Genomic DNA, 22,962 nt, shown 5'->3' with positions numbered 1-22,962 from the left:
CATCATGAAGCAGATGGGCTTTCTCGATATTTTGAGCTTCGGGCCCGACGGCTGGGGCTACGTGCTGATGATGGGTGCACTGGTGAGCGTGGCGCTCGCCGTCCTGGGCTTCCTTCTTGGCGCTGCCATCGGCGTTTTTGCTGCCTGGGCGAAGATTTCCGGCGGGCGCACGCTTCGCGCTGTCGCCGATGGCTACACCACGATCATTCGCGGTATTCCGGATCTCCTCGTCATCTATCTGTTTTACTTTGGTGGCAGTGCGGCAGTCACCGCACTTGGCAAATATTTCGGTGCGGAAGGCTTCATTGGCTTTCCGGGCTTTCTTGCGGGTGTGCTGGCAATTGCCATTTCCTGTGGCGCGCACCACACCGAAGTGTTCCGTGGTGCATTCCGGGCCGTTTCCAAAGGTGAACTAGAAGCCGCTACTGCTTGCGGCATGGGCCAGATGCTGAAATTCCGCCGTATCATCGCGCCGCTCGCGCTGCGACATGCATTGCCGGGTCTTGGCAATGTCTGGCAGGTTTCACTCAAGGAATCCGCTCTGGTGTCCGTTGCGGGTGTGGTTGAGCTTCTGCGTCAGGCACAGATCGGCGCTGGCTCGACCGGACTACCCTTCAACTTCTTCCTCATTGCCGGTGCGCTCTACCTGCTGATTTCGTCTGTTTCCGGCGGGCTTCTGCAGTTTGCCGAGCGTCACTTCTCGCGTGGCGTCCGGAGGGCAAAATGAACCTTGAATTTTATTCCGACGCATTCTTCCAGATGCTGGGCGGCGTGCCGCTGACCCTGAAGCTTGCGGCAACTTCCATCGTGTTTGGCGCCATACTTGCCTTGCTTTTCGCCTTGATGCGCCTGTCGGGCATCAAGGTGCTGGACTGGATTGCCCGCCTTTATGTGTTCGTGTTCCGCGGAACACCGCTTCTGGTGCAGATATTCATCATCTATTACGGTCTCAGCCAGTTTCCGGCCATCCGTTACTCGTTCCTGTGGCCGGTTTTGCGCGAGCCTTACTGGTGTGCGATCATTGCGCTGACTTTGAACAACGCCGCCTATGCGAGCGAAATCATCCGTGGTGGCCTGCTGTCGGTGCCGCATGGCCAGATCGAAGCTGCAAAAGCCTGTGGCATGTCGTCCTTCACCTGCTTCCGTCGCATCGTCATGCCACTTGCGATCCGTCAGGCATTGCCGGGTTACGGCAACGAGATGATATCGATGATCAAGGCAACCTCGCTTGCGTCGATCATCACACTCATGGAAGTGACTGGTATCGCAGCAAAGCTGATCGCCGAGAGCTATCGAGCCATAGAAATCTTCGTGATCGCCGGTGCGATCTACCTTGCCATCAACTTCGTTCTGACACGTGCGCTGATGTTCGCAGAATATAAGCTGACCCCTTATCTGCGCCAGCCGGTCGTCAAGCTTTCCTCCGAAGGACAAACATCGTGAGCAAAATCGTTTCCCCCAATGCACCGGTGGCGCTGAAAGTCGAAAACCTGCGCAAGAGCTTCGGTACGAATGAAGTGCTGAAAGGCATTTCGCTTGAAGCACGTGAAGGCGAGGTCATTTCGATCCTCGGTTCGTCGGGTTCCGGCAAGTCGACTTTCCTGCGCTGCATCAATCTTCTGGAAACACCGACGTCGGGCACTGTGACGGTTTCGGGCGAAACCATCCGTATGGCGAAGAATTCGAAGGGTGAAGCCTACCCGACCGACAAGAAACAGGTTTCGCGCATTCGTTCGGAACTGGGCATGGTGTTCCAGAGCTTCAATCTGTGGTCGCACAAGACCATTCTGGAAAACATCATCGAAGCGCCGATCTATGTGCAGGGACGCCCGCGCGCGGAATGCGTGGCGGAAGCAGAAGCTTTGCTGGCAAAGGTCGGCATTGCTGACAAGCGCGATTTCTACCCGGCCCATCTTTCGGGCGGACAGCAGCAGCGCGCCGCAATCGCCCGCGGACTGGCGATGAAGCCGAAGGTCATGCTCTTTGACGAGCCGACTTCAGCACTCGATCCGGAACTGGTCGGTGAAGTGTTGCGCGTCATGCGCGGCCTTGCCGAAGAAGGCCGCACCATGCTGGTCGTGACCCACGAAATGGGCTTCGCGCGCGACGTCTCCAACCGCGTCGTATTTTTCCATCAGGGTCTGGTGGAAGAAGACGGTGCGCCGGAAGACGTGTTCGGCAACTCGAAGTCGGAACGTTTCCGCAAGTTTATCAGCCACGAAAACGCTGCCTAATTACCGAAATTCTGTGTTCCGGCGTAAGCCGGACAGAAATAACCGCAACAGGATATCTGCAATGAAGACCACCGGACTTTTCAAAGCCGTGTTCATTTCCGCTCTCGCTCTGACGAGCGTCTCGGCCCATGCCGAGGAAAAGAAGTGGACAAAGATCACCATCGCCACGGAAGGTGCTTTCCGTCCTTACAACTTCACCAAGCCCGATGGCTCGCTGGATGGCTATGAAGTCGATCTCTACAAGGACCTCTGCGCCCGCATGAAGGTTGAGTGCACGATGGTTGCGCAGCCTTTCGACAGCATCATTCCGGCGCTCAATGCCGGCAAGTTTGATGCGATCATGGCTGGCCTTACTGCTACGCCGAAGCGCGAGGAAACCATCAGCTTCTCGATTTCCTATGGCCTGACGCCGCAGACCTTTGCGACGCTGAAGGACAGCCCTTACGCCAAGCTGCCGCATACCGGCGAAACCCTTTATCTCGCCAAGGATGAAGCGGCTGCCCAGAAGGCAATCGACGAAGTATCGGCTGAAATCAAGGGCCGCACCGTCGGCGTCCAGACCGCTTCGCTCGGCCTGTCGCTGCTCGACAAGTATTTCAAGGATGGCATCGACATCCGTGAATACAAGACGACGGAACAGCACGACCTCGACCTGAAGTCTGGCCGTGTAGACCTGATCGTAGCTTCGCTTGCTTACCTCACGGACGCTGCCAAGAAGCCGGGCAACGAAGACATCGTCATGACCGGTCCGTTCTTCAAGGGCGGCATTCTGGGCCGTGGCGTTGCTGTCGGTCTGCGCAAGGACGATACCGAACTGAAGAAGATGTTCGACGTTGCCATTGAAGCAGCAAAGGCTGACGGCACGATCAAGCGTCTGTCGGAAAAGTGGTTCGGCTTCGACGTTACGCCGTAATTTTCAAGTGACATCATAAGCAAAGCGCCGCCTTTGGGCGGCGTTTTCATTTGGGAGTATGCAAACCTTCACATCAAACCGGCGAGCGCCTATAAGATCGCCAGAAGTCTGCTGAGAGCCAAAAACTTACTGTGAGGGTGTGATGGTAAAGATCGGTTTCGTGACTGTTTCCGACCGCGCAAGTCGCGGGGAGTACGAAGACCTGAGTGGCCCTGCCATGGAAGCATGGCTGAAAAGCGCTGTCGTCACGCCTTATGAAACAATCCGCCGTGTCATTCCCGATGGCATGGAATCGGTACGCGACACGCTTATCGATCTTTGTGACAACGAGGCCTGCGATCTTATCCTGACCACGGGTGGCACGGGACCAAGCCCGCGCGATGAAACACCGGAAGCCATGCAGGCCGTTCTGCATAAGGAGCTGCCCGGTTTCGGCGAGCTGATGCGCCGCGTCAGCCTGGAACAAACCCCGACCGCCATTCTATCCCGCCAAACGGCAGGCAGTCGCGGCAAGAGCTTCATCCTCAATCTTCCCGGTAAACCAGCTTCAATTGCCATGACCTTGCAGGCGATTTTTCCGGCAGTGCCTTATTGTCTCGACCTCATCGAAGCTGGGCGTATCGACACCGATCCGGCAGTCGTGAAAGCCCATCGACCGGGCTGAGTTTTCGCCAGAGCTATGTTTGCGGGCGTAGTAGATCGCACCTCGGGGCTCATGTCGTGACGAAATTGCGCAACCCAGCTTTGCGCTTTTGCATAATTTCCATGCTTGCTTTTCCCTGAGTCAGGACTGAATAATAGGGAAAAAGAAGGGGAATTAAGTGAAGCCATTTGACGAGATGCTCAACCATGGCGGGAATGTCCGCCAACCATATGAATTTCTCAAGCAGTGGCTCGACCAGCAGGACCCGCACAAACTTCTGCAGAAAAGCGATGACGCCGAAAGCGTTTTCCGCAAGACGGGCATCACCTTTGCTGTCTACGGCGATCAGGAAGCGGGTGAGCGCCTCATTCCCTTTGATATCATCCCGCGTATCATTTCAGGTCAGGAATGGCGGCGTCTGTCGCAGGGCATCGAACAGCGTGTGATGGCGCTTAACGCCTTCCTCGATGACATTTATCACCGTCAGGAGATTGTTCGGGCAGGGCGCATTCCGAAAGACCTGATTTCCAAGAATGAAGCCTTCTTGCCCGAGATGATCGGTTTCCGTCCTCCGGGCAATGTCTACACCCATATTATCGGCGTGGATATCGTGCGCACCGCCGAGAACCAGTTCTATGTGCTGGAGGACAATGCCCGCACGCCATCCGGCGTTTCCTATATGCTGGAAAACCGCGAGACGATGATGCAGCTCTTTCCCGAGCTGTTTCAGAACGTCAAGGTTCGCCCGGTTGAGAATTATCCGCAATTGTTGCGCCAGTCGCTGGCAAGCGTTGCACCTCCCGGCACGCAGGATGTGCCGACCGTCGCGGTGCTGACGCCCGGCATTTATAATTCAGCCTATTTTGAACACGCATTCCTTGCCGACCAGATGGGCGTCGAACTGGTCGAGGGAAGCGATCTGCGCGTCGTTGACGGACGTGTCGCGATGCGTACCACACAAGGTTATCGCGCTATCGACGTGCTCTATCGGCGTGTGGACGATGCGTTTCTCGACCCGCTGACATTCAGGCCGGATTCGACGCTCGGCGTTGCAGGCATAATGGATGTTTACCGGGCAGGGAATATCACGATTGCCAATGCGCCCGGAACCGGCATCGCCGACGACAAGGCGATCTATTCCTACATGCCGGAGATCGTGGAGTTCTATACGGGTCGCAAGGCCATTCTCGAAAATGTTCCGACCTGGCGTTGTTCCGAACCAGATAGCCTTGCTTATGTGCTCGACAATCTTGCCGAGCTTGTCGTCAAGGAAGTGCACGGCTCCGGTGGTTATGGAATGCTGGTAGGCCCCGCGTCGACAAAGGCCGAACGCGATGCTTTTTCAGAGAAACTGAAGGCAAGGCCGCGCAACTATATCGCGCAGCCCACGCTTGCGCTCTCAACGACGCCCATCTTTACCGAGAGCGGGCTGGCGCCACGCCATGTCGATCTGCGCCCATTTGTTCTGGTTTCGGATCGCATCCGCATCACACCCGGCGGGCTCACCCGCGTGGCTTTGAAGGAGGGATCGCTTGTCGTGAATTCCAGCCAGGGCGGCGGAACCAAGGATACGTGGGTACTCGACGACTGAAACTGCATTAACGTGCTGCAACTGACGACAAGATCAGGGCGCGAAAAGGGGAATGATTTATGCTTCTTGGCCGTACGGCAAACGGACTTTACTGGATGTTCCGCTACATAGAGCGTGCCGAAAACATGGCACGTCTCGTCGATGCGGGGCTTCGCATGGCGCTGACGAAAACGTCTGACGCACCGGAGGAGTGGTCTTCGGTCGCGGTTTCAGCGGGTGCAAGTCAGGGCTTCTCTGCAAAATACGACGTCTATAACGCCGCCAATGTTGCGGACTTCCTGCTGCGCGATGCAGACAATCCATCAAGCGTGATGACCTGCATTGAAACCGCGCGTTCCAATGCCCGCATGGTGCGCACGGCGCTGACGCGCGAGGCGTGGGAAAGCGTAAACGAAGCATGGATGTCACTGAAAAAGTCGCTGTGTAAGCCGTTGAAGGAAAGTGACCTTCCGCAGCTTCTCGACCAGATCAAGCGCGAGACGGCGCTCATTCGTGGCTCTTTCCATGGCACGATGCTGCGCAACGAAATCTTCGACTTTGCAAGCCTTGGTACTTTCATCGAACGCGCTGATAATACGGCTCGTATTCTCGATGTGAAATATTATGTCCTGCTGCCTGCGATATCCTATGTCGGCACGACGCTGGACAATTATCAATGGGAATCGATCCTGCGATCGGTATCTGCGCATCGTTCCTATCGCTGGGTCTATGATGGTGATTACCGTCCGGCGCAGGTTGCGGATTACCTGATCCTGAATGGCCGCATGCCGCGCTCACTCCATTATTGCTATCGCAGTATCGCTGAACATCTGGATTATCTGTCGAAAGATTATGGCAATCGTGCTGCCTGCCACGCGACAGCGGACAAAATCTATGCAAGCCTGCAAAACCAGGACATATCCGCGATCTTCGATGTGGGCTTACATGAGTTTCTGACCGAATTCATCACTCGCAACAACCGGCTCGGCAACGAGATTGCTGAAACCTATAATTTCTATTGAGGTCTTCGCTTGCTGCTCAACATCCGGCACGTTTCGCATTATCGCTATGAGCATCCGGTTCCTTATGCGGTGCAAAGGTTGCGGTTGCGTCCGCCAACAGTGCCGGGCCAGATGGTCAAGCACTGGGAGTTAAAAATCGAAGGCGGTGAACCGGAGGTTTCCTATGTCGACGGCTTCGGCAACAAGACCGATCTGGTCCAGCATTCTCGCAATATCAATGAAATTGTCATAACCGCCAGCGGCAGCGTCGAGATGGAAGACCGGGCCGGAGTGCTTGGACCGGTCTATGGTTATGCGCCGCTCTGGCTCTTCGAGCGCGAGACGCCGCTGACTGCGCCGGGCGAACGCATCAAGGCGCTGGCAGATGATCTCACGACCGGGCAGGAACGGCTTGCCCTGATGCACGATCTGATGAACATCATCCACAAGGCGGTCGCCTATATGCCGGGGACGACGAGCGTTTCAACGGATGCTGAAAGCGCTCTGGAAAGTGGGAAGGGCGTTTGCCAGGATCACACGCATGTTTTCCTTTCCGCAGCCCGACTGATCGGCATTCCGGCACGATACGTATCGGGATATCTGATGATGGAAGGTGTCGAGGAACAAACCGCAAGTCACGCATGGGCTGAAGCCCATATTGATGGTCTGGGATGGGTGGGGTTCGATGCCGCCAACAATATTTGCCCGAATGACCGTTACGTGCGGATTGCAACCGGCCTCGACTATCGTGATGCGGCCCCGATTTCCGGCGTTCGTTTAGGCGGCACGGTGGAAAGCCTTGCGGTTCACATCAATGTAGGGCAGTGATCTTTCTGGATAGCGAGTTGCCTGCCGGATATTGCTTATGACCTATTGTGTTGGAATGAAAATCGATCGTGGCCTTGTGTTCATGTCCGATACACGGACGAATGCCGGGCTCGACAATATTTCTGTCTTCTCAAAAATGCGAAGCTGGTCAGAGCCCGGCGAGCGCGTGATTGTTCTGCTTTCGGCGGGAAACCTCGCGACAACGCAAGCCGTTGCAAGTCTTCTGGAAGAACGGATGAAAGCTCCGGCAGACAGGCACCCCTCGGTTTTCGACGCGCCTTCCATGTTTCAGGTTGCGCGTCTTGTCGGTGACACCGTCAAGGAAGTGATCCAGAACTCCGCTACCGGTGGACAGAATGCCGATGCTTTCGGCGCATCGTTCATTCTCGGCGGACAGATCAAGGGCGGGCAATCGCGCCTTTTCTATATCTATCCCGAAGGCAATTTTATCGAGAGCTCGGCCGATACGCCTTTTTTCCAGATTGGCGAGAACAAATATGGAAAACCGATCCTCGTGCGCGCTTATCAGGAGCAGATGAGTTTCGAGGAAGCGGTGAAGCTACTGCTGGTTTCGTTCGATTCCACACTGAAAGCCAACCTTTCAGTTGGGCTTCCGCTCGACATGCAGATTTATGAAGCGGACAGTTTTGAAACTGGCGCTCGCAGACGGTTCGAGGTCACCGATCCTTATTATCAGACTGTATCGGAAAGCTGGTCGGAAGCGCTAAAATCCGCGTTGGAAAAATTGCCGCCGTTCAGTTTCGACGAGTAAAAAGGCCGGGCACTTTGCCCGGCCTTTTCGTATCGCATCAGTCCTTCGTTACGGTCTGAACATAGTTGGCATCGGCCACCGTGTTGAAATCGTGCACATTCGGACCCGTCACAGCCGTTTCAATCTGCTGATAGATGATTGCGAACGGGCTTGTTTCCTGAAACTTCTTTTGAAGATCATGATACATCGTCTCACGTTTGGCTGTATCGCGCTCTTCAACAGCAGCCATTGTTTCCGCCGTCAGTTCCGGAATTTCCCAATGCGCCTGCCAGGCGTTGGTGCGCATCGAGACATCTTCGCCATTGTTTGGATTATTGGTGAACGTCACCGCATTGGTATGCGGATCCCAATAATCCGGTCCCCATATACCCAGTGCCAACTGGTGCTTGCGTGCGCGAACCTTGGTGGTGGTCAGCTTGCCGTCACCCTGCAGGATTTCCACCTGAACGCCTGCCTTACCCATCGTCTGCTGAATGCTTTCCGCTATGCCGACGAATGGCTGGCTGTTACGTACATCGAGCGTCACCTTGAAACCGTCCTTGAGGCCAGCTTTGGCGAGAAGTTCCTTGGCTTTATCGACGTCGTAGGTGAATGGCTTGTCGCCGACAGCACCGAACATGCCGAGTGGCAGGAAGGACTGGTGCGTGCGACCGATACCCTTGATGAGCTTCGCTTCTATCGTATCGTAATCGACCAGGTATTTCAGTGCCTGCCGAACTTCGGGCTTTGCGAGTTCAGGTACATTCTGGTTGGCGACCAGATAATAGACGCGCCCCTTCGGTGCGTTGATGACATGGTACTTCTGATCCTTGCTCAATTCTTCGATATCGCTAGGTTCCAGATTGCGTGCAATGTCGATGTCGCCCGCCTGCAAGAGCAGACGCTGCGAAACGCCTTCTTTCACGTGGCGATAGATAACGCGCTTCATTGCCGGTTTTGCATCGCTATAATTTTCGTTGCGCTCCAGAAGCAGGACTTCATTTGCGCGCCATTGCTTCAATGCGAAAGGACCGGAACCGGCGTAATTGGTCTTCAGCCATTCATAACCGAAATCGGTTTCGTAAGGAAAATCCTTTGTCTTCTCTGCCTTCTGCTCATGTTCCTTGACCAACTTGCTGTCGACAATCGACGCAACGCTGGATGTCAGACAGTTCAGGACAAAGCTTGGCGCAAACGCCTTGCCGGTCGTGAACACAAGCGTTTCGTCGTCGGTGGCAACAATATTCTGATCGGCATTATCGCGAGTGAGACCGAACTGGCTGAGAATGAAGGCCGGGCTTTTGTCGAGCTTGATCGCGCGCTGCAGCGAATAAGCGGCGTCGTGTGCCGTCAGCGGGTTGCCGGAGGCGAATTTTAGGCCCTTGCGGATTTTGAACGTGATCGACTTACCGTCATCGGAAAAGGCCCAGCTTTCAGCAATCTGGGGGATGATCTTCGTGGGGTCCTTGGTGTCAGTCGTGACGAGGCGTTCATAGGTGCTGGTGAGCACTTCAGACGTCGTGATCTCGAAGATTTCCGCCGGGTCGAGCGAAATGACGTCATCTATGCTCATGGCAATGACGAGCGTGTCAGTCGGTGTAGCTGCTTCCACTGCCTTGGGTGATGCCGACAGAAAGAGCGTGAATGCCAGTGCGGCTGGAATCGATGCGCGCAGCAGCTTTCGTGCAAGGCCATGTCTTGTATGGTCTGCCTTCGAGTTATTCTGAATGAGTGACAGTATTACGGTCGTCATGCAACTTCCCCTCCGGGCTGTGCAATCCGCATATGTTGCGCAATTGCAGCCCTGCATTGATGAAGCCTCAAGAGCCTGTCGCTTTGTTCGCGACTCTCTTCAAAGCTTCTCCATTACAGCCAGCTTTTGGGGAGGGGACAACGGTCTGATGAAATATTTTTCCGCGGAAATGCAAAAGCCGGAGGAAAATTCCCCCGGCTCAATTCATACAGTACAATCAGGCGATTAGAAGAACACTTTGAAGCGGTCGCCATCGTCCATGAAGGCCTTTTCAGCAAAAGGCTGTTCGTTCGAGCCGAACGGCATCTGTGCGCGGAGCTTCCACGAAGCCGGAACGTCCCAAGCCTTGGCGACTTCGTGGTCGATCAGCGGGTTGTAGTGCTGAAGGCTGGCACCAATGCCGGCGTTGGCGAGCGCGGTCCAGACCGAATGTTGCGCCATACCGCCCGACTGTTCCGACCAGACCGGGAAGTTGTCAGCGTAAAGCGGGAAGTTTTCCTGAAGACCCTTAACGACGTTCTGGTCTTCATAGAACAGAACCGTGCCTGCACCGGCGGAGAAGCTGTCGATTTTGGCTTCGGTCTGGGCGAAAGCGTCGGCAGGGACGATCTGGCGAAGTGTTTCCTTCACGATGTTCCACAGCCTGTCGCTCTCGGCGTCAAACAGGATCACAGCGCGCGAGCTTTGCGAATTAAACGAAGACGGCGTGTGCTTGACCGCTTCACGGATCAGCTCAGCGGTGTCTTCATTCGACAGCGGAAGGGACTTGCCCAGAGCGTACTGTGTGCGGCGCTTCTTGATGGAATTCAGCAGGGAATTGTTCATTATTCTGTCCTGTGTTTCAGCGGTCCAACAGGCTGTCTGGCTTGGGATTTTCAAGACAACCTCATGAATGATGTTGAGGGAAATATTGTTATTTTGGCTGTCGAAGCCAGCCCGTGTTTCTGAAACACACTGTCAACGATCCGTTGTTAGCCGGGTCTTACTGTTTACGTTTTGATCGTTGCGTCCATGCGCTGTCCGCGCCTGCAGACGCCTGAACAGGGCAGCCTTCCCAGCTTTATGGGGTTTACAAGGGCGATTGTTTATTGGAATCTAACTAAAACAGTGGGATTTAAAAACGATAGTTTGACGACGCGCTTTTCTTGTCGTTGTCGTGAAAAGGGACGAGGTCACGATAGTTTGAAGTCATTCATTATCATCGGAGCGGGCGCAAGCGGCATCATCCTGGCTGCACAATTGCTTCGGCGCTCACCAGATTCGACTGTGCGGATTTTCGAGCGTTCAGGTCAATTAGGGGCAGGCATCGCATACGCGACGGAGAACCCGAGCCATCTTCTCAATGTCCGCGCCAGCAATATGAGCGCATATCCCGATCAGCCGAATCATTTCCTGAACTGGTTGCAGTTGAGCGACATTGCCGCTCCCGGCCATTTGTGGGAGCCGCACAGTTTTGCACCACGCAAACTCTACCGCTCCTATCTGAAGCATCTTATGGCACCTTATCTTTCTGACGATGATACACGTTTGAAGGTTGAAAAGACCGGCGTCGTCGATGTCGCGCTGAAGGACGGCAGACCAGCCGTTACCACTGAGACAGGAGACACGTTCACTGCCGATGCGGTGATTGTGAGCACGGGCAACGAAGCTGCCATCGCGAAATCCGGCAATCACGTTACGGAATACTGGTCGAGCAATGGCTATTTCGATGTGCCAACAGATGCGCCGGTGGCGATATTCGGCACAGGTCTGTCGATGATCGATAGCGTCCTGTCGCTACTCGACAACGGGCATCGTGCGGAAATCTATGCGATCTCGCGCCGTGGGCTTCTTCCTGCGGTTCATGCCCCTGCGCAAGCTTTCCCGGTCGAGGTAGACGACCTCCCGGTATCGCTAGGCCTTTCCAAGCTTATGCAGCGCGTGCGTGTCATGATGGCGGAAGCGGAAAAAACCGGTTCTGGCTGGCGTGGCGTGATGGATGGTCTGCGTCCGCATACACAACACATCTGGGCGATCCTGCCGACGTCGCAACGCCGCAGCTTCCTCCGTCATCTGCGTCCTTGGTGGGATGTGCACCGGCATCGCATGGCACCGGCTGTCGCAGAGCGTATCGAAGCTGCCGTGAACAGCGGCCAGCTTAAAGTCGCGGCAGGCCATCTGGTTTCGGTGCGCGACCAAGGCGAGGAGATTGAAGTCCGTTATCGCCCACGGCGTAGTGAGCATGTCGAAGAACTGCAGGTATCGACGGTTATTGATTGTCGTGGCGGCAATCCACGTTTTTCGACAACCCGCAATGCGGCACTGATCGGTCTCATGGAACATGGCTTGGCCCGACCGGATCCACTCGATCTCGGTTTTGACGTCACACGGGATCAGCAGATTCTCAATAAGCGAGGAGAGCCATCCGGTCCGTTTTTCGGTATCGGACCTGTTACGAAAGGCGCGTTCTGGGAGGTTACTGCCGTACCGGACATTCGTGTTCAGGCCGAACGGCTATCGGCGATTTTGCTTGAAGGATGAAGCCGCATCTGCGGTAAAATTCATGACAAGTTTTGTGTCATCCGGCTGAAAGATTTTCAGGTCAGTATGGCCGACAGTCAGGCGTCGCGGTTCGCAGCGGTTGATAAATTATAGATTTTTCGGCGCAGGGAACAATAAAATGATTCAAATCTATGCGATAAGCCATTGAAAGCTATTGCCATAATGTTCCGTGGCCGGTCATAATAAGGCCATCGGAATATATGATTCCTCACTATAACTTGCCGGAGCGATTCTGTTGCTGTTTTCTTGAGCGGTGCCTGCTTCGGATCAACCTTGATTTCGGCTAGGAGGCCTGTGGCGCATGACGATGGACGGCAGAATGCTTTTCCTGCTTGTCCTTCTACCATTTCTTGGCAGCGCCATAACCGGCTTATTCAGGGGGGCGGATCGTAGCGGTTCGGCCTGGTTTACGGCAGCGATTGCGCTTGTTGCCTTTATTGTCACCGCCAGCCTTTATCCCATCGTGTCGGATGGCAAGGTGCTTCATGGCACTGTGGAATGGCTTCCGGCCTATGGCCTCAATGTCACCTTCCGAATGGATGGCTTCGCCTGGCTTTTCGCGATGCTCATCACGGGTATCGGCCTGCTGGTCGTCATTTATGCGCGTTATTACATGTCGCCCGAAGATCCGGTGCCGAGGTTCTTCTCGTTCCTGCTGTCCTTTATGGGATCGATGCTCGGCGTAGTTCTATCCGGCAATCTGATATTGCTCGCCGTGTTCTGGGAGCTGACCAGCATCTTCTCGTTCCTGCTGATCGGCTATTGGTATCACAATGCCAGTGCCCGCGACGGCGCGCGCATGGCGCTGACCGTGACGGGTATCGGTGGTTTCTGTCTGCTGGCAGGCGTTCTGATCCTCGGCCATATTGTCGGAAGCTACGATCTCGACACAGTTCTGGCAGCGGGGAACATCGTTCGGACACATCCGCTTTATAGCGTGGCGCTCATTCTGATCCTGCTCGGTGCCTTTACGAAAAGCGCGCAGTTTCCGTTCCACTTCTGGCTTCCCAATGCGATGGCAGCGCCGACGCCCGTTTCGGCCTATCTGCATTCGGCCACCATGGTGAAGGCTGGCGTCTTCCTGCTGGCGCGCCTGTGGCCGGTTCTCAGCGGAACGGAAGAGTGGTTCTGGATCGTCGGTTCGGCAGGGCTGATCACGCTTCTGATTGCCAGCTTCTTCGCAGTTTTCCAGCAGGACCTCAAAGGGCTGCTTGCCTATTCGACCATCAGTAACCTTGGTCTGATTACCGTTCTGCTTTCTCTTGGCAGCCCACTTGCTGCGGTTGCCGCGATCTTTCACATGGTCAACCATGCGATTTTCAAGGCATCGCTGTTCATGGCTGCGGGCATCATCGATCATGAGACCGGCACGCGCGACATGCGAAAGCTGAGCGGGCTGTTGCGTCCCATGCCCTATACAGCAACGCTTGCCATGGTCGCGAGTGCGGCAATGGCAGGCGTACCGTTGCTCAACGGCTTTATTTCCAAGGAAATGTTCTTCGCTGAGGCGGTGGAAACGCACATGGCGTCGTGGCTTGATACGATCACGCCCTATGTCGCCACGATTGCCGGTATCTTTACGGTCGCCTATTCGGTGCGCTTTATTTATTCGACGTTCTTCGGGCCACCACCGCATGACCTGCCGCATGAGCCGCACGAACCGCCGCACTGGATGCGTCGTCCCATTGAACTTCTGGTGCTGCTTTGCCTGTTGATCGGCATCATTCCGGGCCTTTCCATCGGACCGTTCCTGCATTCGGCAGTTCTGTCGGTGCTGGGCAAGGCGACGCCTGAATATAGTCTCTCGGTCTGGCACGGATTCAACCTGCCGCTGATGATGAGTATCGTCGCCATGATCGGCGGTATTCTTCTGCACTGGATGCTGAAAAACTATCTTGCCACCAGTGAAGACGGCCCCCCCTTATTCCGACATTTGCAAGGGCAGCGCATTTTCGAACGTGTTCTCGTGACCTTGTCATGGAACTGGGCACGTAAGGCAGAATCCTTCCTCAGCACGCGTCGTCTGCAGCCGCAGCTCCGTATCGTGGTTGCGGTGGCCGTCCTTGCAGCTGCCTGGCCGATTTTTGTTTCCGGCTTGCAGTCAGGTTCGCTTGGCGCCCAGCCCGTGGACCCGATTTTTGCCGGACTTTGGATACTTGGTGGTGCCTGTGCTATCGGCGCGGCCTATCAGGCCAAGTACCACAGACTTGCGGCGTTGATCCTCCTCGGAGGGGCGGGGCTCGTTACCTGCATCACCTTCGTCTGGCTGTCTGCGCCCGATCTTGCTGTGACCCAGTTGCTGGTCGAGATTGTCACCACTGTTCTGCTGCTGCTCGGGCTTCGCTGGCTGCCGAAGCGTTGGGAGGATCCTGATCCGCTTCCGGTACAGATAGGCCCGCGCATCCGCCGTTATCGCGACTTGCTGCTTGCAATCGGCAGCGGGGCAGGGGTCGCTGTCATCGCCTATGCTGTTATGACGCGTATTTCGCCCAGCAGCATTGGCGATTATTTCCTCGAAAACGCCTATTCAGGCGGCGGTGGCAAGAATGTCGTGAACGTCATTCTGGTCGACTTCCGTGCTTTCGATACGTTTGGCGAAATTGCCGTCCTCGGTATTGTGGGCCTCACGGTTTTTGCGCTCCTGCGTCGTTTCCGTCCTGCCCCTGACACAACCGGATCGACAGCCCAGCAGAAAATCCAGGACGCCTATGACGAGGCAGCGCCTGACCGCAAGGCAGGTGAAACACTGGCCGATTATCTGGCCGTGCCGTCCGTCATCATGCAATGGCTGTTCCCGGTCATCATTGTGCTGGCAGTGCATCTGTTCCTGCGCGGTCATGATCTGCCAGGCGGCGGATTTGCGGCCGGTATTACGCTCGCAATTGCATTTTTGCTGCAATATCTGGCGTCAGGCGCGCGTGTGGTGGAAGATCGCTTGCGCATTCTGCCCTTGCGCTGGATCGGGTTGGGTTTGCTGTTTGCAGCGGCAACAGGCGCGGGGTCGTGGTTCTTCGGCTATCCGTTCCTCACCACATTCTTCCAATATACGGAAATACCGCATATCGGAAAAATGCCGACAGCCAGCGCACTGCTGTTCGATCTTGGCGTCTTCACCCTCGTGGTTGGCGCTACCGTGCTGGTTTTGATTGCACTCGCACACCAATCACTCCGTAAACACCGTGTCGAGAAGCTTGCCGCAACGAAGGAGGAGAACTGATGGAACTCGTTCTTGCTCTGGCGATCGGCGTGTTGATGGCATCCGGCGTTTGGCTCATTCTTCGCCCGCGTACCTTCCAGGTGGCAATCGGCCTGTCGCTGATTTCCTACGCGGTCAATCTCTTCATTTTTTCGATGGGACGCTTGCGCACGAATGCTGCCCCGGTGCTCGATAGCGGTGTTGACGTTCAGGCCGCACAATATACCGATCCGGTGCCACAGGCGCTTGTACTGACCGCCATCGTCATCGGTTTCGCAATGACCGCACTTTTCCTTGTCGTGCTGCTCGCTTCGCGCGGGTTGACGCGTACGGACCACGTGGACGGCAAGGAGAACTGATGTTGGACTGGAAAACGCACCTCATCGTTGCTCCAATCATTCTGCCGCTCGTCACGGCAGCAATCCTGCTGCTGTTCGATGAGCGCAAGCGCAAGCTCAAGATGGCCATCAACTCCATCTCGACATTGGGTTTGATTGCGATTGCCATCACGCTTGCTGGCATGGCGAGCGACAAGGCGCCTGACGCTCTGGTTTACCTGATTGGCAACTGGCCTGCACCGTTCGGCATCGTGCTGGTTCTGGATCGTCTCGCGGCCCTTATGCTTGTGCTGACCAGCCTGCTTGGCATGGCTTCACTCAGCTTCGCACTCGCGCACTGGCACAAGGCCAGCCCGCATTTCCATACAATCTTCCAGCTTTTGCTGATGGGGCTGAACGGCGCATTTCTGACTGGTGATCTGTTCAACCTCTTCGTGTTCTTCGAAGTGATGCTGGCGGCATCCTACGGCCTGGCGTTGCATGGGTCAGGTCCGGCGCGCGTAAAGGCCGGCATGCATTATATTGCCGTCAATCTCGTCGCATCGTCTCTGTTTTTGATCGGCGTCAGCCTGATCTATGGCGTGACCGGCACATTGAATATGGCTGATCTCGCACAGAGAATTCCGCAGGTCGCATCTGAAGATCGTATGCTGCTTGAAGCAGGTGCTGCGGTTCTGGGCGTTGCATTCCTCGTCAAGGCAGGCATGTGGCCCCTCAATTTCTGGCTTGCGCCAACATATACGGCAGCAGCAGCACCGGTGGCGGCGGTCTTCGCCATCATGAGCAAGGTCGGCATTTACGTCCTTCTGCGCCTGTCGCCGCTGATGTTCGGCATCGGTGCCGGTTCTTCCTATGGTTTCGGCAATGACTGGCTCTATTTCGGTGGAATGGTCACGCTTGCCTTCGGCCTGATCGGGGTGGTCGCATCGCAAGCAATGGGACGTCTTGCCAGCTATAGTATCCTCGTGTCTTCCGGCACGTTGCTGGCTGCCATTGGCAGCGGTAACACCGCCATGACCGGCGCCGCGCTGTTCTATATGGTGAGTTCCACGCTTACCATCGCGGCTTTTTTCCTGCTGATCGAACTGATCGAACGCGGTCAGGATGCGGCTGCAAACGTTCTCGCCGTTACCATGGAAGCCTATGGTGACGATGAGGAGGAAGAAGACGAAGACGAAGTCGGCGCAGTACTGCCCGCAACCCTTGCCGTCCTGGGAACGTTTTTCGGCATTTGTGCGATATTGCTGATCGGCTTGCCGCCATTCTCTGGATTCATTGCCAAATTCCTGATCCTGGCAGCGGTTTTCAACGGCGACAGTCCGACACCGCAGCTCGCAATGCCAGTCAGTCCGGCAAGCTGGGCTTTGGTCGCGCTCCTTCTGCTGTCTGGTCTTTCAGCGCTGATCGCGATGACACGTACCGGCATTCGCACGTTTTGGGCATCGCTCGAAGGCAACGTGCCACGCGTTCTGGTCCGGGAAGTCGTGCCGATTGCGGGGCTTCTGGCAATCTGTCTGGCGCTGACAATCGCTGCCGGCCCGGCGATGCGTTATATGGATGAAACGGCGCGTTCGCTGCACAATCCCGCATCTTATATCAGCAGTGTCCTCAATGCGCCCCGTGCAGGCACCGAAACGGAGGGGGCTCAATGAAAAAAATCCTGCCTTACCCGCTTCTGTTCGCCTCGTTGCTCCTGTTCTGGCTGCTTTTGAACGGCTTCACACGGGCACAGCTCCTGCTTGGCGCGATCATCGCGCTCGTGGCGTGTCTCATCATGACGGCCCTGCAACCGCAGAAGAACCATATTCGTTCGATCCCGACGATGCTCTTGCTGTTCGGCACCATGAGCTACGACATCCTGCAATCCAATATCGCGGTGGCAGGTATCATTCTGTCGCGCAAGCGCAAGCGGCGTCCCGGCTTTGTCGTTATCCAGCTCGATCTGGAAAACCGGACCGCTCTTGCCGTTCTCGCCTGCATAATCACAGCGACGCCGGGCACGGCCTGGGTGGATTACAATGCTGCAAGGCACGAACTGACCATCCACGTACTCGATCTGGATGATGCGCAGGCGTGGCGGGACACGATCAAGGGAAGATATGAGCAGCCGCTCATCAAGATATTCGGAGCGGCGGACGTCATGGAAGAGGAGAAATCCGCATGAGTGCAGTCATCATTTTCTGGTCCCTGCTTGCTGCTCAGCTGATGCTTCTTGGCGCTCTGGCTTGTGTGGTTTATCGGCTGCTTGTAGGCCCGCGTGCGCAGGATCGCATTCTTGCGGCCGATGCGCTCTACCTCAACGCGCTGCTTCTCCTGATTACGTTCGGCATACGCACGGGCAGCATCATTTATTTCGAGACGGCGCTGATTATCGCTCTTCTGGGTTTCGTTGCCACCGTGGCGCTTTCAAAATTCCTCATGCGCGGGGAGGTGATCGAGTGATCAATGCAGGTGAACTTCCCGTATGGGCCGCTGTGATCATTGCGTTTTTTCTAGTCTCCGGCGCCTTCCTGACACTCGTCGGATGCATCGGACTCGTCCGCTTCAAAAGCTTTTACGAGCGTGTTCACGCCCCCACGCTTGGCTCGTCGTTTGGTGCTGGCGGAATCTTGATCGCGTCGATCATATTTTTCTCCATCTTGCAATCGAAGCCGATTCTGCATGAAGTGCTGATTACCGTCTTTGTGGTCGTCACAACGCCGGTAACGCTCATGCTGCTCAGCCGCGCCGTGATCCATCGCGACAGAACGCAGGACAGCAAGGAGCTGCCTTCATCTTCCGACCCGCTATAGGTCTGTAGGTATCATGCTTGAGGGTGCGGAGAGGGCGGAAAGCTTGCGTTTTCCGTCGCACCAAATGGGGAAATTCGCTGCTCCGTCATGGAAGCAGCGGCTGTTGCTTCCGGGCTGACCGGAGACCTGTTTTGGAGTTCGCTTCAAGACCGGCTATCCTGCCGATCGGAAACATTATCTGCCATTTGCCGAATCTCTGGCTTGACTGCCCACCGACTGCGGAGCGGAAGCGGTGGCCTATCGTGTTTTCGGGCATTTGGAGGAGTGTCCGGGGCTGCGGCCAATTGTCCATTCGGGCTTTCGCCCGGGACAAACGGATTGAAGGTTCAAGCCATTTGAATTATCTGAATTTCAGTAATTTCTGAAAGTTCAGAATTTACGGGAGAGAGAATTTTGGAATTGTCGCCAATCGTTCAGTCGTTCGTGCTCCACTTCGGAGAAATGGGCAGCCGTTGGGGCATCAACCGCACCGTGGGGCAGATCTATGCACTGCTTTACGTGTCGCCTGAGCCTCTTTGCGCTGACCAGATCGTCGATGCTCTCGGTGTGTCACGTTCGAATGTGTCCATGGGTATTCGTGAATTGCAGGGCTGGAATCTGGTGCTGCTGAAGCACATTCCCGGTGATCGCCGCGATTTCTTCACGACGCCCGACGATGTGTGGCAGATTCTGCGCACGCTCGCTGAAGAGCGCAAGAAGCGCGAGATCGATCCCACGCTCTCGGTTCTGCGTGAAATCCTGATGGAGCAGCCGAAAGGCGACAGCGATCTTTATGCGCAGGATCGCATGAAGGACATGTACGGCCTGATCGAAAGGCTGACCAACTGGTACGACGACGTCAAGCGACTCGATACCGACCGTTTGACAAGTCTTCTGGCGCTTGGCGCCAAGGTGACCCGCTTCCTTGAAACCACGGACAGGATCGTGGCGCTCGGACGCGGGCGAACATCGGCCAAAAAGGAGCCTAAGAGAGAGTGACGTCCGTTGTCCCCCGAACGGAAACTTTGACGGCAGAAGACGGCGAAGCGGCAAGCGACCAACAACGTTCGCGCCGCTCGCAGCGTCGTCCTGTTCCGTCTTTGCTGAAGCGGGGGGCATATCTTCAGGCGTTAGCCGCACTTTTGTGGCTGCCGCAAGCGGGCATTCTCGCATACGCAATCGGACGACTGGCCGACACCGGCTTCGATAATTCCATCTATTACAGCGCGGCGGGCATATTCGTTCTCGGCTGTCTGCGCAGCCTTCTTGATAGTGCAGGTGCTACCAAAGCTTTCGACGCCGCCCGACTGGAACTTTCCCGACTTCGAACCAATGCTGTTTCAGCGCTTGCGCAACGTTCACCGCTTGATGTGACGCGCCTGTCATCCGGTGAGGCGGCAAGTATTCTTGCCGAACAGGCGGAAATGGTCGTTCCTTATCTTTCGCGCTTCGTGCCGGTCCGCATCCGCGTGATGCTGACCCCATTCGCAATACTTGCCGTCGTACTCTGGTATTCCTGGGCTGCAGCACTTGTCCTGATGGTGGCCGCACCGTTGATACCGATCTTTATGGCATTGATCGGCTGGCGCGCAAAGGCCGCCAGCGAAAAGCAACTCGTTGCCCTTGGCGGAATGAACGGCTTTCTGCTTGATCGCCTGCGCGGCCTTGCAACCATTCGCACATTCCATGCCGTGGACGCGACGGCGAGCCGGCTGCGCCAGAACGCCGAAACCTTGCGTTCCAAGACGATGTCTGTCCTGCGCATCGCATTTCTGTCTTCGGCTGTGCTTGAACTCTTCGCTGCTATCGGCGTTGCCATGGTCGCGGTTTATATCGGCTTCCATCTGCTGGGCCAGCTCAACTTCGGAGCGTGGGGCCATAAGCTGACTTTGGCCGAGGGTCTCTTCGTCCTGCTTCTATCGCCTGCATTCTTCGAACCATTACGCGATCTTTCAGCGGTCTGGCACGACCGTGCATCGGGCGAAGCTTCAATTGATGCACTGGAAAAGCTGGCTGAACATCCGATGCCAATTGTCGGCAAGGTTGGAAGCCACGCAGCAACTGGTGATGCTCCTACCGTAACTCTACACAATATCGACTTTGGTTATGGGACTGGGGGCAAGGTTCTCACGGCATTCAATCTCGATATTGCGGCAGGCGAACACGTGGCTCTGCTGGCGCCGAGCGGCTATGGGAAATCGACTGTTCTGGCTCTTGTTGCCGGGCTGACGGCTCCTCAAACTGGCCAAATCGAAATCGGTGGAATCGGGTTGGCCGACGATACGGCAGAGGCGCTTCGCTCAAGGATGAGCTGGATCGGACAGAAGCCACATATCTTTGCCGGTTCTGCTCGTCAGAACATCACGCTCGGTCGGCAAGCCGATGTGGAAACCACCAAAGCCATCATTGATGACATGGCGCTCGGTCATGTTCTGGGTGTCACCGGCAACAGTCTCATCGGCGAGAACGGTGCGGGAATATCCGGCGGCGAAGCCCTGCGGCTGGCGCTGTCTCGAGCGGCAGTTGATCTCAATGCCGATATTATCCTGGCCGATGAACCTACAGCCCATCTTGACCAGGAAACCGCGAAGGTCATTGCCGACAGCCTTCTCAGGCTAGCCAAAGGCAAGACGCTCATCGTCGCTACCCATGACGAAACCCTTGCCCGCAGGATGGACCGTATCGTCCGTCTGGACGGCAGCGTGGATAACGATCCTGTCTGGCAGAGGAGGGCGGCAGAATGAACGGTTTTCAATCGTTGCAACCGATCCTGCGCCTCTTTTTCCGCACCAAGGGGACAGCACTTCTTGCGGGTATAGCGACGGCTACTGTAACGGTCCTTGCCGGTATCGCTCTTCTCGGCCTGTCAGGCTGGTTCATAACGGCAACGGCGATTGCGGGCTTGAGCATGGCGACGGCGGTTGTGTTCGATGTGTTCGCTCCTGCAGCCGGTATTCGTCTGCTGGCGATCCTGCGTACCGGTTCGCGTTATCTGGAGCGGCTCGTCACCCATGATGCAACGCTTGCGATCCTTGCCGCACTGCGCGAAAAGCTGTTCCGTAGCTGGGCGCGCCCGACCGCTGCAAACGCGCTATTGAAGCGCCCTGCGCGTCTTCTGTTCCGCCTGACGGCAGACATTGATGCACTCGACTCGCTTTATCTGCGCGTGGTGGTGCCTGTCGGTGCTGCACTCGCTACCGCGCTTGTGGCTGGCATCGCTCTCGGCCTGATGAGCCCCCTTTTCGGGTTGCTGGTTGCTCTTGTCCTGCTTGTTGCCGGTTTGGGCCTTCCGCTTGCTGCGGCTCGTCGTTCCGAAAAATCCATGCGACAACGTGCAAAAGGTACGGAAGCACTGCGCGCCCGCACTGTCGATCTCGTTGCGGGGCAGACTGAACTTCTTATGGCTGGGCGCCTCGAAGATCAGAAGCTGGCTTTGGTCCGTGCAGACGGCTATGTCGCCGCTTCGGATCGCAAGCTTAATCGCATAGAGATCACTACCGGGGCTGGTTTCGGGATCGTTCATGCCGCATTGCTTGCTGGCGGCCTTGTTGCCGTTGGTTTGCTGATGCAGTCAGGAATGATCGGTGCGCCCGTCGCAGCGCTCGGAATGCTTATCATTCTTGGTGCGATGGAGCCGTTTTCAGCATTGCGGCGCGGCGCGATGGAACTTGGGCGCACGATACTTGCTGCCAGGCGAGTTGCACCTCAACTGAACGATGACGCTGAACTGGCTGCACCCAAAAAACCTGAGAATGGCGCAGCGGTTCATCTGAAAAACGTGTCGGTTCGTCACGAGGGCGCTGATCACGATGCCCTCAAAAACCTCAATCTCGATATTGCAGCGGGCGAGCGTATTGCCATCGTCGGCACAAGCGGCGCAGGCAAATCGACCTTGCTCAATCTCCTTGCCGGAGAAATTCCGGCTGATCAGGGCAGCGTTTCGGTTTTGCCCGCGCGCCTTCTCACGCAACGGACAGAGCTATTTCAGGATAGTCTTCGCGACAATCTCCGGCTGGCGCGTGCCGATACGAGCGATGAGGAACTGATTGACGCTTTGCGGGCTGCGGGCCTTGGCGCGTTTATCGATGAATTGCCTGCCGGACTGGACGCAATGCTGGGTGAGGGCGGGTTGGGGCTTTCGGGCGGGCAAGCACGTCGTCTGGTCCTGGCGCGGCTTTTCCTGACCGATGCGCCGCTCTGGCTACTGGATGAACCGACCGAAGGTCTCGATAACGCAACCGCACAGGATGTTCTCGATCGCCTCAAGGCGAGAGCAGGTTCGCGCGCATTGCTGATCGCAACGCATATTAGTCGCGAAGCGCGAATTTGCGAACGGATCATTGTTTTAAATCAAGGCGCTCTAGTTGAGTCTGTAAGTAAGAGTTCGCCGCGCTTCGGCGAAATCCTCGAAACCATGAGGTGA

Annotated in this window: 21 protein-coding genes; 19 read left to right on the top strand and 2 right to left on the bottom strand. The window is 56.1% G+C overall.

Translation table 11 applies throughout. From position 1 onward, the window contains the following. Positions 1-4: 4 nt before the first annotated feature. The 9 genes from FG152_RS14010 (at position 5) to FG152_RS13970 (ending at position 7,961) form a co-directional block, all read left to right on the top strand. Entirely contained in the window at positions 5-727 is a 723-nt protein-coding gene (locus FG152_RS14010; RefSeq protein ID WP_010658717.1) for an ABC transporter permease, read from the top strand. Further along, a complete protein-coding gene (locus FG152_RS14005) occupies positions 724-1,443 on the top strand; it encodes an ABC transporter permease (RefSeq protein WP_010658718.1) in 720 nt (239 codons plus the stop codon). The genes FG152_RS14010 and FG152_RS14005 overlap by 4 nt, the downstream gene beginning before the upstream one ends. Continuing rightward, positions 1,440-2,234 (top strand): ABC transporter ATP-binding protein, encoded by a 795-nt coding sequence (locus FG152_RS14000; protein WP_010658719.1) that lies wholly within the window; start codon positions 1,440-1,442, stop codon positions 2,232-2,234. The genes FG152_RS14005 and FG152_RS14000 overlap by 4 nt, the downstream gene beginning before the upstream one ends. A 61-nt stretch (positions 2,235-2,295) precedes the next feature. Beyond that, complete coding sequence (locus tag FG152_RS13995; protein ID WP_010658720.1) at positions 2,296-3,147, top strand: transporter substrate-binding domain-containing protein; 852 nt, start codon at positions 2,296-2,298, stop codon at positions 3,145-3,147. A 142-nt stretch (positions 3,148-3,289) separates the two neighbouring features. After that, positions 3,290-3,811: a molybdopterin adenylyltransferase gene (gene mog, locus FG152_RS13990; RefSeq protein ID WP_010658721.1), complete on the top strand. Its 522-nt coding sequence runs from the start codon at positions 3,290-3,292 to the stop codon at positions 3,809-3,811. A 157-nt stretch (positions 3,812-3,968) separates the two neighbouring features. Further along, complete coding sequence (locus FG152_RS13985; protein ID WP_010658722.1) at positions 3,969-5,381, top strand: circularly permuted type 2 ATP-grasp protein; 1,413 nt, start codon at positions 3,969-3,971, stop codon at positions 5,379-5,381. A gap of 59 nt (positions 5,382-5,440) precedes the next feature. Beyond that, positions 5,441-6,382, top strand: a complete 942-nt coding sequence (locus FG152_RS13980) for an alpha-E domain-containing protein (RefSeq protein WP_010658723.1) — start codon at positions 5,441-5,443, stop codon at positions 6,380-6,382. 9 nt (positions 6,383-6,391) lie between these two features. Further along, on the top strand, positions 6,392-7,189 hold the full coding sequence (locus FG152_RS13975) for a transglutaminase family protein (RefSeq protein ID WP_010658724.1): 798 nt from the start codon (positions 6,392-6,394) through the stop codon (positions 7,187-7,189). 37 nt (positions 7,190-7,226) lie between these two features. Next, entirely contained in the window at positions 7,227-7,961 is a 735-nt protein-coding gene (locus FG152_RS13970; protein ID WP_010658725.1) for a proteasome-type protease, read from the top strand. A gap of 37 nt (positions 7,962-7,998) precedes the next feature. On the opposite strand, the gene FG152_RS13965 is transcribed toward FG152_RS13970, so the two are convergent. Together FG152_RS13965 and FG152_RS13960 are read right to left on the bottom strand one after the other, a co-directional pair. Beyond that, on the bottom strand, positions 7,999-9,693 hold the full coding sequence (locus FG152_RS13965) for an ABC transporter substrate-binding protein (protein WP_010658726.1): 1,695 nt from the start codon (positions 9,691-9,693) through the stop codon (positions 7,999-8,001). 225 nt (positions 9,694-9,918) lie between these two features. Then, positions 9,919-10,518 (bottom strand): nitroreductase family protein, encoded by a 600-nt coding sequence (locus tag FG152_RS13960; protein WP_010658727.1) that lies wholly within the window; start codon positions 10,516-10,518, stop codon positions 9,919-9,921. A gap of 357 nt (positions 10,519-10,875) precedes the next feature. Between FG152_RS13960 and FG152_RS13955 the strand changes: the two genes are divergently transcribed. The 10 genes from FG152_RS13955 to cydC all read left to right on the top strand — a co-directional run bounded on the left by FG152_RS13955 (position 10,876) and on the right by cydC (position 22,962). Next, positions 10,876-12,213 carry an FAD/NAD(P)-binding protein gene (locus tag FG152_RS13955; protein ID WP_010658728.1) on the top strand — a complete coding sequence of 446 codons (1,338 nt, stop codon included), beginning with the start codon at positions 10,876-10,878 and terminating at the stop codon, positions 12,211-12,213. A 322-nt stretch (positions 12,214-12,535) separates the two neighbouring features. Further along, on the top strand, positions 12,536-15,451 hold the full coding sequence (locus tag FG152_RS13950) for a monovalent cation/H+ antiporter subunit A (protein WP_010658729.1): 2,916 nt from the start codon (positions 12,536-12,538) through the stop codon (positions 15,449-15,451). Further along, on the top strand, positions 15,451-15,789 hold the full coding sequence (locus tag FG152_RS13945) for a Na+/H+ antiporter subunit C (RefSeq protein ID WP_010658730.1): 339 nt from the start codon (positions 15,451-15,453) through the stop codon (positions 15,787-15,789). Before FG152_RS13950 ends, FG152_RS13945 begins: the two co-directional genes overlap by 1 nt. Positions 15,790-15,791: 2 nt before the next feature. Further along, positions 15,792-17,420, top strand: a complete 1,629-nt coding sequence (locus FG152_RS13940; RefSeq protein WP_010658731.1) for a monovalent cation/H+ antiporter subunit D — start codon at positions 15,792-15,794, stop codon at positions 17,418-17,420. After that, positions 17,417-17,932 carry a Na+/H+ antiporter subunit E gene (locus FG152_RS13935; RefSeq protein ID WP_010658732.1) on the top strand — a complete coding sequence of 172 codons (516 nt, stop codon included), beginning with the start codon at positions 17,417-17,419 and terminating at the stop codon, positions 17,930-17,932. The genes FG152_RS13940 and FG152_RS13935 overlap by 4 nt, the downstream gene beginning before the upstream one ends. After that, positions 17,929-18,210: a K+/H+ antiporter subunit F gene (locus tag FG152_RS13930; RefSeq protein WP_010658733.1), complete on the top strand. Its 282-nt coding sequence runs from the start codon at positions 17,929-17,931 to the stop codon at positions 18,208-18,210. The genes FG152_RS13935 and FG152_RS13930 overlap by 4 nt, the downstream gene beginning before the upstream one ends. Further along, positions 18,207-18,560, top strand: coding sequence for a monovalent cation/H(+) antiporter subunit G (gene mnhG, locus FG152_RS13925; RefSeq protein ID WP_010658734.1), 354 nt, complete (start codon positions 18,207-18,209; stop codon positions 18,558-18,560). Before FG152_RS13930 ends, mnhG begins: the two co-directional genes overlap by 4 nt. A 393-nt stretch (positions 18,561-18,953) precedes the next feature. Next, positions 18,954-19,538 carry a GbsR/MarR family transcriptional regulator gene (locus FG152_RS13920; protein WP_012092941.1) on the top strand — a complete coding sequence of 195 codons (585 nt, stop codon included), beginning with the start codon at positions 18,954-18,956 and terminating at the stop codon, positions 19,536-19,538. Next, a complete protein-coding gene (gene cydD / locus FG152_RS13915) occupies positions 19,535-21,283 on the top strand; it encodes a thiol reductant ABC exporter subunit CydD (RefSeq protein ID WP_029375947.1) in 1,749 nt (582 codons plus the stop codon). Before FG152_RS13920 ends, cydD begins: the two co-directional genes overlap by 4 nt. Then, entirely contained in the window at positions 21,280-22,962 is a 1,683-nt protein-coding gene (gene cydC, locus FG152_RS13910) for a thiol reductant ABC exporter subunit CydC (RefSeq protein ID WP_151576593.1), read from the top strand. The genes cydD and cydC overlap by 4 nt, the downstream gene beginning before the upstream one ends.

Source organism: Ochrobactrum sp. XJ1 (genome assembly GCF_024701725.1).
Classification (GTDB): domain Bacteria; phylum Pseudomonadota; class Alphaproteobacteria; order Rhizobiales; family Rhizobiaceae; genus Brucella; species Brucella anthropi.
This window is presented reverse-complemented; position numbering and strand designations above follow the sequence as displayed.

What these genes read in the sequence shown, in the direction of transcription:
- FG152_RS14010 (WP_010658717.1), top strand. Translation starts at nt 5, where the DNA reads ATGAAGCAGATGGGCTTTCTCGATATTTTGAGCTTCGGGCCCGACGGC.
- FG152_RS14005 (WP_010658718.1), top strand. Translation starts at nt 724, where the DNA reads ATGAACCTTGAATTTTATTCCGACGCATTCTTCCAGATGCTGGGCGGC.
- FG152_RS13995 (WP_010658720.1), top strand. Translation starts at nt 2,296, where the DNA reads ATGAAGACCACCGGACTTTTCAAAGCCGTGTTCATTTCCGCTCTCGCT.
- mog (WP_010658721.1), top strand. Translation starts at nt 3,290, where the DNA reads ATGGTAAAGATCGGTTTCGTGACTGTTTCCGACCGCGCAAGTCGCGGG.
- FG152_RS13980 (WP_010658723.1), top strand. Translation starts at nt 5,441, where the DNA reads ATGCTTCTTGGCCGTACGGCAAACGGACTTTACTGGATGTTCCGCTAC.
- FG152_RS13970 (WP_010658725.1), top strand. Translation starts at nt 7,227, where the DNA reads ATGACCTATTGTGTTGGAATGAAAATCGATCGTGGCCTTGTGTTCATG.
- FG152_RS13965 (WP_010658726.1), bottom strand. Translation starts at nt 9,693, where the DNA reads ATGACGACCGTAATACTGTCACTCATTCAGAATAACTCGAAGGCAGAC.
- FG152_RS13960 (WP_010658727.1), bottom strand. Translation starts at nt 10,518, where the DNA reads ATGAACAATTCCCTGCTGAATTCCATCAAGAAGCGCCGCACACAGTAC.
- FG152_RS13950 (WP_010658729.1), top strand. Translation starts at nt 12,536, where the DNA reads ATGACGATGGACGGCAGAATGCTTTTCCTGCTTGTCCTTCTACCATTT.
- FG152_RS13945 (WP_010658730.1), top strand. Translation starts at nt 15,451, where the DNA reads ATGGAACTCGTTCTTGCTCTGGCGATCGGCGTGTTGATGGCATCCGGC.
- FG152_RS13935 (WP_010658732.1), top strand. Translation starts at nt 17,417, where the DNA reads ATGAAAAAAATCCTGCCTTACCCGCTTCTGTTCGCCTCGTTGCTCCTG.
- FG152_RS13930 (WP_010658733.1), top strand. Translation starts at nt 17,929, where the DNA reads ATGAGTGCAGTCATCATTTTCTGGTCCCTGCTTGCTGCTCAGCTGATG.
- cydC (WP_151576593.1), top strand. Translation starts at nt 21,280, where the DNA reads ATGAACGGTTTTCAATCGTTGCAACCGATCCTGCGCCTCTTTTTCCGC.